The sequence below is a fragment of the Limnohabitans sp. Rim8 genome (assembly GCF_943326455.1).
GTDB lineage: Bacteria > Pseudomonadota > Gammaproteobacteria > Burkholderiales > Burkholderiaceae_C > Limnohabitans_A.
The window spans coordinates 189,360-205,387 of record NZ_CALPTI020000002.1 but is presented as its reverse complement, the minus strand read 5'-3'; the positions used below and the strand labels follow the sequence as shown (position 1 = coordinate 205,387).

The 16,028-nt window shown below is 60.0% G+C and carries 14 protein-coding genes; 5 read left to right on the top strand and 9 right to left on the bottom strand.

Annotated elements, in window-relative coordinates; translation table 11 throughout:
• The first annotated feature begins 50 nt into the window (after positions 1–50).
• The 3 genes from ileS to Q1M54_RS02295 are packed head-to-tail and all read left to right on the top strand — an operon-like array spanning position 51 to position 4,646.
• Positions 51–2,906 (top strand): isoleucine--tRNA ligase, encoded by a 2,856-nt coding sequence (ileS, locus tag Q1M54_RS02305; RefSeq protein ID WP_300553319.1) that lies wholly within the window; start codon positions 51–53, stop codon positions 2,904–2,906.
• A gap of 31 nt (positions 2,907–2,937) precedes the next feature.
• Positions 2,938–3,453: a signal peptidase II gene (gene lspA / locus Q1M54_RS02300; RefSeq protein ID WP_300553316.1), complete on the top strand. Its 516-nt coding sequence runs from the start codon at positions 2,938–2,940 to the stop codon at positions 3,451–3,453.
• 44 nt (positions 3,454–3,497) lie between these two features.
• A complete protein-coding gene (locus Q1M54_RS02295; protein ID WP_300553314.1) occupies positions 3,498–4,646 on the top strand; it encodes an aminotransferase class V-fold PLP-dependent enzyme in 1,149 nt (382 codons plus the stop codon).
• Positions 4,647–4,745: 99 nt separating this feature from the next.
• Here Q1M54_RS02295 and Q1M54_RS02290 read toward each other — a convergent pair whose 3' ends face one another.
• Positions 4,746–5,729: a quinone oxidoreductase gene (locus Q1M54_RS02290; protein WP_300553310.1), complete on the bottom strand. Its 984-nt coding sequence runs from the start codon at positions 5,727–5,729 to the stop codon at positions 4,746–4,748.
• Between the two features lie 142 nt (positions 5,730–5,871).
• Here Q1M54_RS02290 and Q1M54_RS02285 point away from each other — a divergent pair, with 142 nt between their 5' ends.
• The gene (locus tag Q1M54_RS02285) at positions 5,872–6,771 is read left to right on the top strand and encodes a DMT family transporter (RefSeq protein ID WP_300553307.1); all 900 of its coding nucleotides are present in this window, start codon (positions 5,872–5,874) and stop codon (positions 6,769–6,771) included.
• Here the strand turns inward: Q1M54_RS02285 and Q1M54_RS02280 are convergent.
• Positions 6,760–7,662 (bottom strand): LysR substrate-binding domain-containing protein, encoded by a 903-nt coding sequence (locus Q1M54_RS02280; RefSeq protein ID WP_300553305.1) that lies wholly within the window; start codon positions 7,660–7,662, stop codon positions 6,760–6,762. The two genes, Q1M54_RS02285 and Q1M54_RS02280, sit on opposite strands and share 12 nt — an antisense overlap.
• A gap of 115 nt (positions 7,663–7,777) precedes the next feature.
• Between Q1M54_RS02280 and Q1M54_RS02275 the strand changes: the two genes are divergently transcribed.
• A complete protein-coding gene (locus Q1M54_RS02275; protein WP_300553303.1) occupies positions 7,778–8,629 on the top strand; it encodes a class II aldolase/adducin family protein in 852 nt (283 codons plus the stop codon).
• A gap of 73 nt (positions 8,630–8,702) precedes the next feature.
• On the opposite strand, the gene Q1M54_RS02270 is transcribed toward Q1M54_RS02275, so the two are convergent.
• The 7 genes from Q1M54_RS02270 to Q1M54_RS02240 all read right to left on the bottom strand — a co-directional run bounded on the left by Q1M54_RS02270 (position 8,703) and on the right by Q1M54_RS02240 (position 16,025).
• Positions 8,703–9,503, bottom strand: coding sequence for an SDR family oxidoreductase (locus tag Q1M54_RS02270; RefSeq protein WP_300553300.1), 801 nt, complete (start codon positions 9,501–9,503; stop codon positions 8,703–8,705).
• Positions 9,504–9,545: 42 nt separating this feature from the next.
• On the bottom strand, positions 9,546–10,451 hold the full coding sequence (locus tag Q1M54_RS02265) for a DMT family transporter (protein WP_300553297.1): 906 nt from the start codon (positions 10,449–10,451) through the stop codon (positions 9,546–9,548).
• A gap of 3 nt (positions 10,452–10,454) precedes the next feature.
• Positions 10,455–11,246 carry an alpha/beta hydrolase gene (locus Q1M54_RS02260; RefSeq protein ID WP_300553295.1) on the bottom strand — a complete coding sequence of 264 codons (792 nt, stop codon included), beginning with the start codon at positions 11,244–11,246 and terminating at the stop codon, positions 10,455–10,457.
• Positions 11,246–12,868, bottom strand: coding sequence for a gamma-glutamyltransferase family protein (locus Q1M54_RS02255; RefSeq protein ID WP_300553292.1), 1,623 nt, complete (start codon positions 12,866–12,868; stop codon positions 11,246–11,248). The genes Q1M54_RS02260 and Q1M54_RS02255 overlap by 1 nt, the downstream gene beginning before the upstream one ends.
• 1 nt (position 12,869) lies before the next feature.
• Entirely contained in the window at positions 12,870–13,844 is a 975-nt protein-coding gene (locus tag Q1M54_RS02250) for a tripartite tricarboxylate transporter substrate binding protein (protein WP_300553291.1), read from the bottom strand.
• Between the two features lie 167 nt (positions 13,845–14,011).
• Positions 14,012–15,523: a tripartite tricarboxylate transporter permease gene (locus Q1M54_RS02245; RefSeq protein ID WP_300553288.1), complete on the bottom strand. Its 1,512-nt coding sequence runs from the start codon at positions 15,521–15,523 to the stop codon at positions 14,012–14,014.
• 13 nt (positions 15,524–15,536) lie between these two features.
• On the bottom strand, positions 15,537–16,025 hold the full coding sequence (locus Q1M54_RS02240; protein ID WP_300553285.1) for a tripartite tricarboxylate transporter TctB family protein: 489 nt from the start codon (positions 16,023–16,025) through the stop codon (positions 15,537–15,539).
• Between the last annotated feature and the right edge of the window lie 3 nt (positions 16,026–16,028).

Genomic DNA, 16,028 nt, shown 5'->3' with positions numbered 1-16,028 from the left:
GGCCCGCCGCTCGGGCTGAGCTTGTCGAAGCCCTCTCGACTTGACGCACCATGACCGACAAAAGCCTGAACCCCGACACCCGCATCAACATGATGGACACCCCCTTCCCCATGCGCGGCGATCTGCCCAAGCGCGAGCCGGGCTGGGTGAGCGAGTGGAACGATGGCGGTTTGTACAAAAAACTGCGTGCTGCCCGTCAAGGCGCTCCGCTGTTTGTACTGCACGACGGCCCGCCTTATGCCAACGGCAAATTGCACATCGGCCACGCACTCAACAAAGTGCTCAAAGACATGATCGTCAAATCCAAGCAACTCGCTGGCTTTGACGCGCAATACATTCCTGGCTGGGACTGCCACGGCCTGCCGATTGAAAACGCGATTGAAAAACTGCACGGCCGCAAACTGTCCAGAGACGACATGCAGGCCAAGAGCCGCGCCTTTGCCACCGAGCAAATCGGCCAGCAGCGCGAAGACTTCAAGCGCCTGGGTGTGCTGGGCGACTGGGAGCGGCCCTACCGCACCATGGACCCGGCCAACGAAGCCGGCGAAATCCGCGCCTTCAAACGCGTGATCGAGCGCGGCTTTGTGTACCGTGGCTTGAAGCCCGTTTACTGGTGCTTTGACTGCGGCTCGTCCTTGGCCGAGTTCGAGATCGAATACCAGGACAAACAAAGCGACACGCTGGACGTGGCCTTTGAAACCGACGACGCAGCCAAATTGGCTGCGGCCTTTGGCCTCGCGTCCCTGCCCGCTGGGCAAAGCGGCTTTGCCGTGATCTGGACCACCACCGCCTGGACCATCCCCGCGAACCAAGCCCTGAACGCTCACCCCGAGCTGACCTATGCGCTGGTGCAAACCGACAAGGGCTGCCTGGTGCTGGCCGAGTCGCTGGTGGACAAATGTCTGGAGCGCTTTGGCCTGCAAGGCGGCACGGTGCTGGCCACCGCCAAAGGCACGGCTTTGGGCGGCCTGAACTTCCGCCACCCGCTGCATGATGTGGACGCGGGCTACAAGCGCCTGTCACCGGTGTACCTGGCCGAATACGTCAGCGACAGTGACGGCACAGGCTTGGTGCATTCTTCGCCCGCTTACGGCGTGGACGACTTCAACTCCTGCATTGCCAATGGCCTGAAGTACGACGACATCCTGAACCCGGTCCAGGGCAACGGCACCTATGCCGAAGACTTCCCGCTGTTTGGCGGGCTGCACATCTGGAAGGCCATCCCCGTGGTACTGGACGCACTGCGGGGCGCGGGCCGCTTGCTGTCCACCGTGACCATCACCCACAGCTACCCACACTGCTGGCGTCACAAAACGCCCGTCATCTACCGCGCCGCTGCCCAATGGTTTGTGCGCATGGACGAGGGCGAGGGCGTGTTCACGAAGGACAAAGCCCCCAAAACCCTGCGCCAGTTGGCCTTGGATGCCATCGAGCAAACCCAGTTCTATCCCGAAAACGGCCGATCGCGTTTGCGCGACATGATCGCGAATCGTCCCGACTGGTGCATCTCGCGTCAGCGCAGCTGGGGCGTGCCCGTGCCCTTCTTTCTGCACAAGGACAGCGGCGAGCTACACCCGCGCACCATGGAAATCCTGGACCAGGCCGCTGACATCGTGGAAAAAGGCGGCATCGAAGCCTGGAGCCGCGTGACGGTGGAAGAAATTTTGGGCGCTCAGGACGCGCCCCACTACACCAAGAGCACCGACATTCTGGAAGTCTGGTTTGACTCTGGTTCCACTTTCCAGCATGTGCTGCGAACCAGCCACAAAGACGCTTACGGCGTTGCCCCTTTCCATGCCGCGGGTCCTGAGGCCGATCTCTACCTTGAAGGCCATGACCAGCACCGCGGTTGGTTCCACAGCTCACTCCTGCTGGGCTGCGCCCTGTATGACCGCGCCCCTTACCGTGGCCTGTTGACGCATGGTTTTGCCACCGACGGCCAAGGCCGCAAGATGAGCAAGAGCTTGGGTAACACCGTCGAGCCACAATCCATCAACAACAAAATGGGCGCCGAAATCGTGCGCTTGTGGGTGGCCAGCACTGACTACTCGGGCGACCTGAACATCGACGACAAAATCCTCGCCCGCGTGGTCGACGCTTACCGCCGCATCCGCAACACCTTGCGCTTCTTGCTGGCCAACGTGAGCGACTTTGACCCGGCCCAAGATGCTGTACCCGACGACCAACTGCTGGAAATCGACCGCTTTGCCCTGGCCCGCGCCGCCGAATTGCAGGCTGACATCCGCGCCCACTTTGACGCTTACGAGTTCCACCCCGTGGTCTCCAAGCTGCAAATTTATTGCTCGGAAGACTTGGGTGCGTTCTATTTAGACGTGCTGAAAGACCGCCTCTACACCACCGCCCCCAAGAGCCTGGTCCGCCGCAGCGCCCAAACAGCGCTGTACCGCATCACCCACGGCATGCTGCGCTGGATGGCGCCCTTCCTGTCGTTCACGGCCGAGGAAGCCTGGAAGACTTTCGGCTCCTCCGAATCCGTCTTTCTGGAAACCTTCACCGACTTCGGCGCGGCCGATGAGCAGCTGCTTGCCAAATGGGCCCGCATCCGCGAGATCCGAGACTTGGTGAACAAGGACATCGAAAACCTGCGCACCGCAGGCCTGGTGGGCGCGTCACTGCAAGCTGAAATCACGATGACCGCGCCTGCAGCAGACCATGCCTTGTTGGCCAGCTTGGGCGCAGACATCAAGTTCGTGTTCATCACCTCCAAAGTCGCTTTGCAGGCAGGCGAAACCCTGGCTGTCCAAGTGGCTGCCAGCCAAGCCACCAAATGCGAGCGCTGCTGGCATTACGCCGATGACGTGGGCCTGGATGCCGCCCACCCCACGATTTGCGGCCGCTGCGTGAGCAACCTGCACGGCGCTGGCGAAACCCGCCACGTTGCCTGACCTTCACGCACAACCCAGACAAGGCAACTCCATGGCCAGCAGCAAAAAAACCGGCAAGGCCTCCGCCAGCAAAAGCCAAGGCTTGGTGCTTTGGCTGGGCATTGCCCTCTTGGTGCTGGTGCTTGACCAGTTCACCAAAGTGCTGGTGCTGGGTGCTTTCCAGCTGGGCGACAGCACGCCCATCACCTCGTTCTTCAACTTGGTGCGGGTCCACAACCACGGCGCGGCATTCTCATTTTTGGCGGGTGCAGGCGGCTGGCAGCGCTGGTTTTTCACCGGTATTGGCGTGGCAGCGGCCATCTTCATGGTCTGGATGCTGCGTGCCCATCCCGGTCAAAAACTCTTCAGCTTGGCCATCTCGCTCATTTTGGGCGGGGCGATTGGCAACGTCATCGACCGCTTGCTGCACGGCTATGTGATCGACTTTCTGGACTTTTACTGGGGTGCTTGGCACTTCCCGGCCTTCAACGTGGCCGATGCTGGGATCAGCGTGGGTGCAGCTTTGCTGATCGTGGATGAAATCCTGCGGGTGCGACGCGGACGCTGAACTCAGGTAAGCTCTCAGCCCTGATTGAAAAAACGGAGTCTCCCATGCCCGGATTGCTGCCCCACATTGACCCCGATGGTCTGCTTGAGTTTTCGGTGGTTTACACCGACCGTGCCCTGAACCACATGTCCAAGCGTTTTGGCGGCGTGATGACCGACATCTCGCGCATGCTCAAAAACGTCTACGGCGCCCACTCGGTCGCGCTCGTCCCCGGCAGCGGCACCTTTGGCATGGAATCGGTGGCTCGTCAATTTGCCACCGACCAGCACGTCATGGTGATCCGCAACGGCTGGTTCAGCTTTCGCTGGACACAGATTTTTGACATGGGCCGCATCCCCAAAAGCCACAGTGTGATCAAGGCCCGCCGCACCTCGGACCACGCCCAAGCCGCTTGGGTCCCGGCCCCGATCGCTGAAGTGACCGCCGCCATCGCCGCAGAAAAACCCGCTTTGGTGTTTGCCCCGCATGTCGAAACCTCGGCCGGCATGATCCTGCCCGACGACTACCTGAAAGCTGTGGCCGATGCGGTGCACGCCGTGGGTGGTTTGTTTGTGTTGGACTGCATCGCCTCTGGCGCGATGTGGGTGGACATGAAAGCCACCGGCGTGGACGTGTTGATCAGCGCGCCACAAAAAGGCTGGAGCAGCTCGCCTTGCTGCGCCATGGTCATGCTGAGCGAACGCGCCCGCCAAGCCATTGATGCCTCCACCAGCACCACCTTTGCGATGGATCTCAAAAAGTGGCTGCAAGTGATGGAGACCTACGAAAGTGGGGCTCACATGTACCACACCACTTTGCCCACGGATGCCCTTCAGCGCCTGCAAGAAACCATGTTGGAAACCGAAGCCTATGGCTTTGCCAAAGTGCGTGAAGAACAAATGGCGCTGGGCCGTCAAGTGCGCTCATTGCTGCTAGAGCACGGTTTTCCCAGTGTGGCAGCGCCCGGTTTTGAAGCCCCCGGCGTGGTGGTGAGCTACACCTCCGACCCGGACATCCAGAGCAGCAAAAAATTCTTGGCACTGGGTCTGCAAACCGCCGCAGGCGTGCCGCTGCAGTGTGACGAACCGGCCGACTTCCGCACCTTCCGCATGGGCTTGTTTGGTTTGGACAAATGGCACGAGGTTCCCCGTACTTTGCAAATCTTGAGCGATGCGCTGGAAACCCTTGCACCCAAGGCCAAGTTGGCGGCTTGATCCTGCGTTGGCACAACAAAAAACCGCTGACTGTTAAAAGTCAGCGGTTTTTTTATGGCCCGGCCCAATTGATCGGTGCCGAGGCACCGATGCCGCACATCACAGGGTGATGATGGTGCAACCCGAGGTTTTGCGGGCTTCCAGGGCGATGTGTGCGTCCTGAATTTTTGCCAAGGGGAAGGTCTGCTCGATGTGGATCTTCACCTTGCCGCTGGTCACCGCTTCGAACAAATCATCGGCCATCTCCTGGGTGTTTTCACGGGTGGTGATGTGGCTGAACAAGGTTTGGCGCGTCACGTAAATCGAACCCTTGGGTCCGAGAATGCCGGGCGCAAACGGCGCCACAGGGCCAGAAGCGTTGCCAAAACTGGCCATCAAACCAAACGGTGCCAAGCAGTCGAGTGACTTGTCCCAAGTGTCTTTGCCCACCGAGTCGTAGACCACTTTGACGCCCTTGCCACCCGTGATCTCTTTGACCTTGGCCTGGAAATCTTCGGTGGAGTAGTTGATGCAAAACTCTGCACCGTTGGCTTTGGCCAAAGCGCATTTGGCATCGCTGCCGGCCGTGCCAATCAAGCGCAGGCCCAAGGCCTTGGCCCACTGGCAAGCGATCAGGCCCACGCCACCAGCGGCGGCATGGAACAACACAAAATCACCCGCTTTCAGGCCGCCTTGGGGCAGCGTGCGCTTGAGCAGGTATTGCGCGGTCAGGCCCTTGAGCATCATGGCCGCGCCGGTCTCAAACGAGATGGCATCGGGCAGCTTGCACACGCACTTGGCAGGCATCACGCGCACTTCGCAGTAACTGCCGGGCGGCTGGCTGGCATACGCTGCGCGGTCGCCCACCTTCAGGTGCGTCACGCCCTCGCCCACGGCTTCGACCACGCCAGAGCCTTCCATGCCCAATTTGAGCGGCATGGGCAACGCATACAAACCACTGCGCTGGTAAACGTCGATGAAGTTCAGGCCAATGGCCTTATGGCGAATGCGGATCTCGCCGGGGCCGGGTTCACCCACCGTGACATCGACCAATTTCATGACTTCGGGACCGCCGTTTTGGTCGATCTGGACTGCAAGGCTCATGGGAATCTCCTTTGGGGACAATGGTTTTAGATGCGTGACTTTGCCACGAATCGTGTCACCCAGCGAAGAGCGGGGACAGATGCGCGACAGCTGGGGACAGTTTGGCGACAACGGGAAAACCCGAACATCGTTACATTGCCACATGTCCCAAAAACTCTCACCCCTGACCGCCTTGTTGTTGACGGTGCCGCCTTTGCTGTGGGCAGGCAATGCGGTCATTGGCCGTTTGGTCAGTGATTTGGTGCCGCCTGTCACGCTCAACTTCTTGCGCTGGGCAGTGGCCTTGTTCATCTTGCTGCCCTTGGCAGCCTGGGTTTTGAAGCGCAACAGCGGCCTGTGGCCACACTGGCGGCGTTTTGCGCTCCTCAGTTTGCTGGGCGTGGGTTGCTATAACGCGCTGCAATACCTGGCCCTGCAAACCTCTACCCCGCTGAACGTCACCCTGGTGGCCGCCAGCGGCCCGGTGTGGATGCTGGCCATCGGCGCTTTGTTTTTTCAGGCTCCAGTTCGCCGCGCACAAATGTACGGGGCAGTGTTGTCCATTGTGGGTGTGCTCGTGGTCTTGTCGCGGGGCGATTGGGCACAGCTGTTGGCCGTGCGGCTGGTCATCGGTGATGTGTTCATTTTGTTGGCCACAGCCTGTTGGTCTTGGTACAGCTGGATGCTGACACGCAAAGACGAACCCGAAGCCATCAGGAGCGACTGGGCGGCGTTTTTGCTGGCTCAGGTGGTGTTTGGCCTGGCCTGGTCCGGCCTGTTTGCGGGCATGGAATGGGGCCTGACCGATGCCCACATCACTTGGGGCTGGCCACTGATCAGTGCGCTGGCCTTTGTAGCCGTGGGCCCTGCGGTGCTGGCCTACCGCTGCTGGGGCTTGGGCATCCAGCGATCAGGACCCGCAGTGGCGGGGTTTTTCGCCAACCTCACGCCGCTGTTTGCAGCCATCTTTTCAGCCGCCTTTTTGGGTGAGCTGCCGCAGCTGTTTCATGCGCTGGCGTTTGCGCTGATCATTGGTGGGATTTGGGTGTCCTCAAGGCGCTGAATTGACCAGCCCCGCCTGCGCCTGCACCCACTGCACAAAGGCCGCTGTCGCACCCCGTGAGCGCTCGGTGTGGCGCACGCTCATGAAATGCACCGGGCGCACCAAGGCGGGCCAGCGCTCTGCGCCCAACACCACCAACTCGCCTCGCTCGATTTCGCGGGCGGCCAGGCGCGTGCTCTCCAGCGCCACCCCCAAGCCATCGACCGCCGCTGCAATCGCCATGGCCGCACGGTCAAAAGAGGGCCGAGGCCCCACGGGCATGGCCAGCTCATGAAAGGCAAACCACTGTGGCCAACCCACGGGGCTCAGCTGCGAATCGATCAAAGGCCAACGGGCCAGCAGTTGCTCAGGCGACTCATCGTGTTCCAGCAGGTGCGCGGCCACCAGCGGGGCGATGTGCTCGTCGCCCAAGGCACAGACATCGAGCCCCGCGCTGTGGCGTGGCGGGCCGTAGGCGATCGAGACATCGATCTCGCGCTGCGCCCCCAAATCCAGCGGCTCGGCCCCCGTGGTCAAACGGATGTTGACCGTGGGGTGCAAGGCCATGAAGCTGGGTAAGCGCGGGCCCAGCCACTTGAGCGCCAGACTGGGCGCGCAGTGCACCGCCAGCACCTGGTCCTGCGTGGGCAACTGCACCTCGGCGCAACTGGCTTCGAGGGCGCCAAACAAACGATCCAGGCTCTCAAACAGGCGCTGCCCCTCCCGCGTGGTCTGCACTTGGCGATGATGGCGCTCAAACAGCGCTCGGCCAAAGTACTTTTCCAAGTCGCGGATCTGGTGGCTGATGGCCGAGGGCGTCAGGTGCAGCTCTTGCGCGGCCAAGGCAAAACTCTGCAGCCGGGCGGCCGCCTCGAAGGTGCGCAAACGGGCCAAAGGCGGAAGATTTCTCATGCAAGTGATTTTCAGATGAATTGAATTCATGTTTCCATGAGCATTCACCGTTTGTCAAGGCAGCCCCATTCGGGCCAATATTGGGTTTCAAGCCCTTTCGTTTTCAGGACCCCCCGTGACCACCAACCAATTCCTGCCCTCAGAACACCGCTTTGACCCCCTGACCGAGCCCAAGGTGTCGATTTACCAACCCGATCAAGCCGGTTTGCTGTTCCCGGGCATCCCCACTTTTGACAACCATGCCCAGCACCGCCAGTACCTCAAAGAGCGCCTGGCCGGGGCTTGCCGGGCCTTTGCCCGCGCCGGGTTGGACTACGGCTTTGCCGGGCACCTGACCATCCGCGACCCCGAACGTCCGCACCTTTACTGGACCAACCCCATGGCGGTGCACTTTGCGCAGGTCAAGGTGTCCAACCTGATCCTGGTGGACCACCAAGGCCAGGTGATCGAGGGCGACTACGCGGTCAACCGCGCGGGGTTTGTGCTGCATGCCGCTGTGCACGAAGCGCACCCCGACATCTTGGCCATGTGCCACGCCCACACGGTGTACGGCACGGCCTTCGCCTCGCTCGGCCAGCCCCTGCTGCCCATCTCGCAAGACGCAGCGGCTTTCTTTGAAGACCATGTGGTCATTGGCGATGAGGCGGGTCAAGTGGCGGTCGAGGTCAAGGCCGGCCTGAAGGTGGCCGATTGGTTCAAGGGCGTCAAAGCCGCCATCCACCAAAACCATGGCCTGTTCACCGCCAGCCGCCACAGCATCGAGGCCGCAGCCTTTTGGTTCATCGCGCTCGAGCGCTGCTGCAAGCAACAACTGGCCGTGATGGCCACAGGCCAAACCCCGCGCCTGGTGCCCCCAGACCGCGCCCGTTACAGCCGCGAACACGTCGGCAGCGAGTACATTGGCTGGCTGCACTTCCAGACCATCTGGAACGACCTCGTGCGCACCGAGGCGGATTTGCTGGAGTGAGGGCGAGAGCATCAACACCCCCCCGCGAACCACCGTGAACGTGGTGTACTCCTAGGGGGGTATGCACCGGTTTTTAATACGTCCCCGGATAAGCCCCACCATCGGTCAACACGTTCTGGCCCGTCATGTAAGCCGCGTGCTTGCTGCACAGGAAGGCGCAAATGGCGCCGAACTCTTGCGGGTTGCCGTAGCGGCCGGCCGGAATCTGCGCTTGTTGGATGGCGCGCATTTCCTCCACGGTCTTGCCAGCCTTTTGGGCCATGGCAGGCAAGGTCGAGCGGATGCGGTCGGTGTCAAATCTACCGGGCAGCAAGTTGTTGATGGTCACACCTTTGGCAGCGATCGCGCTGCGCGATGTGCCGGCCACAAAGCCTGTCAGGCCACTGCGGGCGCCATTGGACAAGCCCAACACGTCGATGGGCGACTTCACCGAGCTGGAGGTGATGTTCACAATGCGGCCAAAACCACGTGCGGCCATGCGGTCCACAGTGGCCTTGATGAGTTCGATGGGGGTGAGCATGTTGCAGTCGATGGCTTTGAGCCAGGCCTCGCGGTCCCAATCGCGGAAGTCGCCGGGCGGTGGGCCGCCTGCGTTGGTCACCACGATGTCGTAGTCCTTGCCAGGGCCGCCCGCCACGTTCCAGATGGCTTCACGGCCGGCTTCGGTGGTGATGTCCACGGCCACGCCGATCAACTGCACCTTGCCACCGGTTTCAATGCGCAAGTCGTCCACGGCTTTGTTCAGCACCTCGGCGCCGCGTGCCACCATGACCACGTTCACGCCCTCAAGGGCCAAGGCCCGTGCGCAACCCCAGCCCAAGCCTTTGCTTGCGCCACCCACCAAAGCCCATTTGCCTGCAATGCCCAAGTCCATGTCAATCTCCTGAAGTTGATGCGATGTGGCCCTTTGGCCGCATCACGGTTTGCGGCCCTCCGGCCGCGTGACCCAAAACACACCGCTCAGAACCAGCACGGTCCCAGCGATGATCCACATGTTAAAAGGTTCGTCCAAAATCCAAACGCCCATCATCAGCGTGGACATCGGACCGATCATGCCGGTTTGCGCCGTGAGCCCAGGGCCAATGCGCTCAATGGCCATCATCACCAACAAGACCGGTAAAACGGTGCAGACCGTGGCATTCAAAAAAGACAGCCAGAACACCGCCTCAGGCACCTGCACAGCCGTCATGGGCTGCAGGAATGCGAACTGCACGATGCAAAAAAAACACGCCACGCTGGTGGCCAGCCCTGCCAGACGCAAGGCGCCCAGACGTTGAACCAACTGGCCGCTGTAGGTCAGGTACACCGCGTAAGTGACCGCACTCAAAAAGACCAGCAATGCACCCCAAGCCGCGTGCGGCCCTGCCAGCCCGAGCTCGTGCCCAAACACCAGCAAAACGCCCGAGTAGCTCATGGCCATGGCCACGCCCTGGCGCTGAGTGATGCGCTTGTTGAACAGCAACCAACCGAGCACCAGCACGAGCGTGGGGTTGAGGTACAAAATCAGCCGCTCCAGCGAGGCGGTGATGAATTCGAGTCCCCAAAAATCCAGAAAGCTCGACAGGTAATAACCACAAAACCCCAGGCCCACCACGCCCAGCCAGTCACCTTTTGTCAAGCGCGCCTTGCCACGCCCGGCCCACCAGGCCATGAGCAGAAAAAAGGGCAAGGCAAACACCATGCGCAGCATGAGCAGCGTGACCGCATCAACGCCGTGGCGGTAAGCCAGCTTGACGATGATGGCCTTGCCACTGAAGGCGATGGAGCCTGCTGCCGCCAGCAACAGACCCGTGGTCAATTTGGAAGGCGCTTCAACCTGCATCGCTCAGCGACCGATCCGGGCTTTCACCCAAGCGAGCAACTCATCTGCTGATACTTCGGGGGTATTGGCATGATTGGCACGCACCACCCAATAGCGGCTGTCAGGGTGCGCTGGCAACTTTTGATAAATCTCGGTCGAACCCGAACCATGCAAAGGATCCAAGGTGCCAATGGCCCAAAAAACCGGCACCGACTTGCGGGAAGCCGCAGCACTCAATCCCATATTGCCCCAGCCTTGGGGGTTGAAATAACTCCACAACGATGCGGCAGAGGTTTTGACCAAGCGGCGTTGGCCTTGGTTGATATCGGTCATCTCGACCTGAGTATCGCCTTTGCCAGACTCGACCCACTGGTGAGCAGCATCCACACTGCGACGGACGTCAGGGATTTGGTAAAAAACCTCGGGCACATGGCCTGGCGCCAATGGCAATATGGCGTCCGCATCGCCCACCTGCGCCATGTAAGCCAAGGATGCATTGGCACCAAAGCTCTGCCCCCCCACAGCGACCCACTGCACACCAGATTTGCGGAATTCGGCCACAGCCTCGCGAATTTGTGCCAAAGCCTTGGTATACGACAGGTCATACAAGCGTTGGCGAGACCATGGCATCTCCAGCAGCTTGACCTGACAATGGGGTTCGAGTTTTTGAACCACGGGTTTGAGGTAAGGCGACTGGGGCATGCCCCACTTGCCGTGCATCAGCACCACGCCACATGACAGGGGCTGACCTGATGCGGCGGCACAGGCCAATGTGCCCATGCCCACCATGGCAAGGTGCAACCACCAACGCTGCATCAAAAACCCACCGCCTGACCGTCACGGCGTGGATCGCTGGCGACCTGATAACCCTGCACCGCCGGATCGCCCATGCGCCAGATGAACTGGCCTGCCCCAAAGTCTTGGTAGGAGTCGTTGATGATGTCGAGCTGGTGGCCACGTGCGATCAGCTCTTGCACCGTGCCACCGTTCATGGCGGCTTCGACGTTGATGTTCAGGCCGGCGTTGTAGCGCCAGCGCGGTGCATCGCACGCCGCTTGCGGGTTCTGGCCGTAGTCGAGCATACGCACCAGGGTTTGCATGTGGCCTTGGGGCTGCATGTTGCCGCCCATCACGCCATAGCTCATCACAGGTTGGCCGTCTTTGGTGACAAAGGCCGGAATGATGGTCTGGAAGGGGCGCTTGCCAGGCAGCACCAAATTGGCGGGGTTTTGGCCCTGCAGGTCGGTACTGAAACCGTGACCCCGGTTTTGCATGCTGATGCCATAAGTGGGCTCGACCACGCCCGATCCAAAGCCCATGTAGTTGCTCTGGATGAAGCTGATCATCATGCCGTTTTCATCGGCTGCCGTGAGGTAAATGGTGCCGCCCTTGACCGGGTTACCCGCCTTGAAGTCCTGCGCTTTTTTCATGTCGATGAGTTTGGCGCGGCTGGCCAAATAAGCCGGATCCAGCATTTGGTCAGGTGGCAACTCCATGTAGCGCGGGTCGGCTACATAGCGGTACAGGTCGGCAAAAGCCAGCTTCATGGCTTCGATTTGCAGGTGCTGCGAGTCGGCGCTGTCCACCTTGTGGCTGGCCATGTCGAAATGGGACAGGATGCCCAGCGCGATCAAGGCCGCAATGCCCTGCCCGTTGGGCGGGATCTCGTGCAGGGTGTAGCCTCGGTAGTCTTGCGCCATGGGCTTGACCCATTCGGGCTTGAAGTCGGCCAAGTCTTTGGCGGTGATGCTGCCACCGTTGTCCTTGGCAAAGCGCTCAATCGCTTCGGCAATCTCACCACCATAAAGCGCCTGGCCTTTGGTGGCCGCAATGGCTTTGAGGCCTCGCGCCGCGTTTTTGAATTGGAACAGCTCGCCCACCTGCGGCGCACGGCCCCAAGGCAAAAAGCTGTGCGCAAAGCCGGGCTGCGACTGCAGTTCGGGCGTAGCGGCGGCCCACTTTTGTTGCACCACCACGGGGATGAGATAGCCACGCTCAGCCACCTCGATGGCGGGCTCCATCAAATCTGCAAAGGGCAGCTTGCCAAAGCGGTCGCTCAAAGCGACCCATCCGGCCACCGCGCCAGGCACCGTGACCGAATCAAAACCGCGCTTGGGTGGTGTTTTGGTCTCGGCACCGTACTTGCGGTGAAAGTAATCGGGCGTCCAGGTCGCGGGGGCCGGGCCGGAGGAGTTGAGGCCGTGCAGCTCCTTGCCGTCCCACAAAATCGCAAACGCATCTGAGCCCAAACCGCAGCTGACCGGCTCGGTCAGGGTGATGACTGCAGCGGCAGCAATGGCGGCGTCGACCGCATTGCCACCTTTGAGCATCATGCGCAGGCCCGCTTGAGCGGCCAGTGGGTGCGAGGTGGACACCACATTGCGCGCAAACAGCGGCAAGCGGGTGCTGGTGTAGGGAAACTGGTAATCGAATTTCATGTCAATCCAAGGTGATCTTGCGTTCGGTGATGATCTTTTTCCATTTGGCTGATTCGCTGGCCAACATGGTTGTGAACTGGGCAGGTGTACCGCCAATGGGCTCAATGCCAAAACGCAAAAGCTTGTCCATCACCTCAGGGTCTTTGAGCACTTGGTTGGCCGCCGTGTTGATGCGGGTGACCACCTCGGCGGGCAGATTTTTAGGACCAAAAAAACCAAACCAGGTGTTGGACTCGTAACCCGGCAAAACATCGGCGATGGCGGGGATGCCCGGTGCGAGCGCCGTAGGCTTGAGTGTGGTTACGCCCAGAGCGCGCAAGCGGCCATCGCGCACATGCGGCATGCCGGTGGGCAGGCTGTCAAACAGCACATCCACTTTGCCCGAAATCAGGTCAGGGATGGCCAGCGCTGTGCCCTTGTAGGGGATGTGCACCACGAACACATCGGCCTGCGCCTTGAACAGCTCGGCAGACAACTGCACGATGGTGCCGTTGCCACTCGAGGCGTAATTCAAACGACCGGGATTTTTCTTGGCGTAGTCGACCCATTCCTTGACGGTTTTGGCAGGCGAGTTGTTAGGCACCAGCATGATGCTGGGCGCGTTGCCCAAATGCGCAATGGGGGTGAAGTCGCGCACCGCGTCGTAGGGCATGCGCGGGTTCAGGTTGGGGCCAATCGAGTGCGTGCTGGAGGTGGACAAGAGCAGGGTGTAGCCATCGGGGCTGGCCTTGGCAGCCAGGTCGGCGCCCAAAGTGCCGCCGGCACCGGGTCGATTTTCAACCACCAAAGTTTGGCCCAATTTTTCGCTGATCTTTTGCGACAAGGTGCGGGCAAACAAGTCGGTGGCGCCGCCTGCTGGGAAAGGGACGATCAAACGCACGGGCTTGGTGGGGTAGGTCTGAGCCTGGGCCAGGCCCAAGCAAGTCAGAGAGAGCGTGAGCGCAGACAGTGCACGCAACAAATGTCTTTTTTTCATGGTGATATTCCGGACAATGACTGACGCAGCCATATGGAAAATGATTCTCTCAGAGGCCATTTGCACGCGCTGAACCCAAGTGACAAGACCATGGTCTGCACCGGCATGATGCGCACCAAAGACAACGGCCTCCGAAGAGGCCGTTGTCGCTCAGGAGCAAAGAAACATCAGTCTTCGACGAAGGCCTCTTCGCGCTTGGACTTGATCGATGGCAAGGTCACAATGATCAACAGCAGCAAGGCAACCGCCAACAAGCTGGCGGACAAAGGACGGGTCACAAAGACGCTCCAGTCACCACGCGACAAGAGCATAGCGCGACGCAGGTTTTCTTCCATCATCGGCCCCAAGATGAAGCCCAGCAGCAAAGGCGCTGGCTCCATGCCCAGTTTGATGAAGACGTAACCAATCACACCGAACATCGCCACCATCCAGATGTCCCAGGTGTTGTTGTTGGTCGAGTAAACGCCAATCGCACAGAACAACACAATGGCCGGGAACAACCAGCGGTAAGGTACCGACAGCAACTTGATCCAAATGCCAATCAAGGGCAAGTTCAAGATGATGAGCATGGCATTGCCGATCCACATCGACGCGATCAGGCCCCAGAACAACTCGGGGTTGCTGGTCATGACCTGAGGGCCAGGCTGGATGTTGTGAATGGTCATCGCACCCACCATCAAAGCCATCACCGCGTTGGGTGGAATGCCCAAGGTCAGCAAAGGAATGAACGAGGTTTGCGAAGCGGCGTTGTTGGCCGATTCAGGCGCTGCCACACCACGGATGTTGCCTTGACCAAAAGGCACTTCACCCTCTTTGATTTTGGTTTTCTTCTCGATGGTGTAAGCCGCAAAAGCCGCCAGCAAGGCACCGCCACCGGGCAAGATACCCAGCGCCGAGCCCAAAGAGGTACCGCGCAAAACGGCTGGCACCATGCGTTTGAAATCTTGTGCAGTGGGCATCAAGCCTGTGACCTTGGCGGTAAAGACTTCACGGTCTTCCGCGGGCTTGGACAAGTTGGAGATGATTTCGCCGTAACCGAACACGCCCATGGCGATCACGATGAAGCCAACGCCGTCGGTCAACTCAGGGATGTCAAAGCTGTAGCGCGCCACACCGGAGTTCACATCGGTGCCGATCAGACCCATCAGCAGGCCCAAAACGATCATGCCGACCGCCTTGATCAAAGAGCCCGAAGCCAAAACAACGGCGCCGATCAAACCCAAGACCATCAGAGAGAAATACTCGGCAGGGCCGAACTTGAAAGCCACTTCAGTCAAGGGCGCAGCAAAAGCCGCCAAGATCAAGGTGCCGACGCAACCTGCAAAGAACGAACCCATACCGGCAGCGGCCAAGGCTGGACCCGCACGGCCTTTGCGGGCCATTTGGTAGCCGTCGATCATGGTCACCACCGACGATGCTTCGCCCGGCAGGTTCACCAAAATGGCTGTGGTCGATCCGCCGTACTGGGCACCGTAATAAATACCGGCCAGCATGATCAAGGCCGCAATGGGTGGCAGCGCATAAGTGGCAGGCAACAGCATGGCGATGGTGGCCACGGGGCCCACGCCAGGCAACACACCAATCAAGGTGCCCAACAAGCAACCGATGAAAGCGTAAATCAGGTTTTGGAAGGTGAACGCCACCCCAAAACCGAGCGCGAGATTGTCAAACAAGTCCATGAATTATTTCTCCTCAACCGGTGATGAAGGTAGGCCAAACTGGGAACTGAAGCTTCAAGAGCAACACGAACGCGCAGTAGCAACCGATGGACAAAATGGTGGCCAAGATGGCCACTTCCTTGACCTTGTAGGTGTCACCCGCCAAGCTCACCACAAAAGTGGTACCAAAGATGGCCACAACCAAACCCATGGCCGGTACACCCCAACTGGGCAAACCGCCGAGCAAAATGCCAAACAGCAAGTTGCCCGCAATGATGAAGACCAAGGGCTTCCAAGCCCAAGAGCCAATCTTGTCGCCATCGGGTGTTTTGACGACCATGGCTTTGAACATGATGTAAAGGCCAATGAGGGCCAAAATCACGCCCAACAGCAAGGGGAAGAAGCCGGGGCCCATGCGTGCACTGGTGCCGATTTTGTAACCGGTGGCACCGATGGCAAACGCACCGCCGACGCAGGCGTACAGCAGTCCGGAGAAAAAGTCTTTTTGACTCTTGATGATCACGAT

Bases quoted from the DNA above. Each gene is read 5' to 3' on its own strand.
- Q1M54_RS02255 (WP_300553292.1), bottom strand. From the start codon at position 12,868: ATGAAATTCGATTACCAGTTTCCCTACACCAGCACCCGCTTGCCGCTG.
- Q1M54_RS02290 (WP_300553310.1), bottom strand. From the start codon at position 5,729: ATGAGCCTTGCAGTCCAGATCGACCAAAACGGCGGTCCCGAAGTCATG.
- Q1M54_RS02260 (WP_300553295.1), bottom strand. From the start codon at position 11,246: ATGCAGCGTTGGTGGTTGCACCTTGCCATGGTGGGCATGGGCACATTG.
- Q1M54_RS02280 (WP_300553305.1), bottom strand. From the start codon at position 7,662: ATGAGAAATCTTCCGCCTTTGGCCCGTTTGCGCACCTTCGAGGCGGCC.
- Q1M54_RS02245 (WP_300553288.1), bottom strand. From the start codon at position 15,523: ATGGACTTGTTTGACAATCTCGCGCTCGGTTTTGGGGTGGCGTTCACC.
- Q1M54_RS02250 (WP_300553291.1), bottom strand. From the start codon at position 13,844: ATGAAAAAAAGACATTTGTTGCGTGCACTGTCTGCGCTCACGCTCTCT.
- Q1M54_RS02265 (WP_300553297.1), bottom strand. From the start codon at position 10,451: ATGCAGGTTGAAGCGCCTTCCAAATTGACCACGGGTCTGTTGCTGGCG.
- Q1M54_RS02285 (WP_300553307.1), top strand. From the start codon at position 5,872: ATGTCCCAAAAACTCTCACCCCTGACCGCCTTGTTGTTGACGGTGCCG.
- Q1M54_RS02295 (WP_300553314.1), top strand. From the start codon at position 3,498: ATGCCCGGATTGCTGCCCCACATTGACCCCGATGGTCTGCTTGAGTTT.
- Q1M54_RS02270 (WP_300553300.1), bottom strand. From the start codon at position 9,503: ATGGACTTGGGCATTGCAGGCAAATGGGCTTTGGTGGGTGGCGCAAGC.
- ileS (WP_300553319.1), top strand. From the start codon at position 51: ATGACCGACAAAAGCCTGAACCCCGACACCCGCATCAACATGATGGAC.
- lspA (WP_300553316.1), top strand. From the start codon at position 2,938: ATGGCCAGCAGCAAAAAAACCGGCAAGGCCTCCGCCAGCAAAAGCCAA.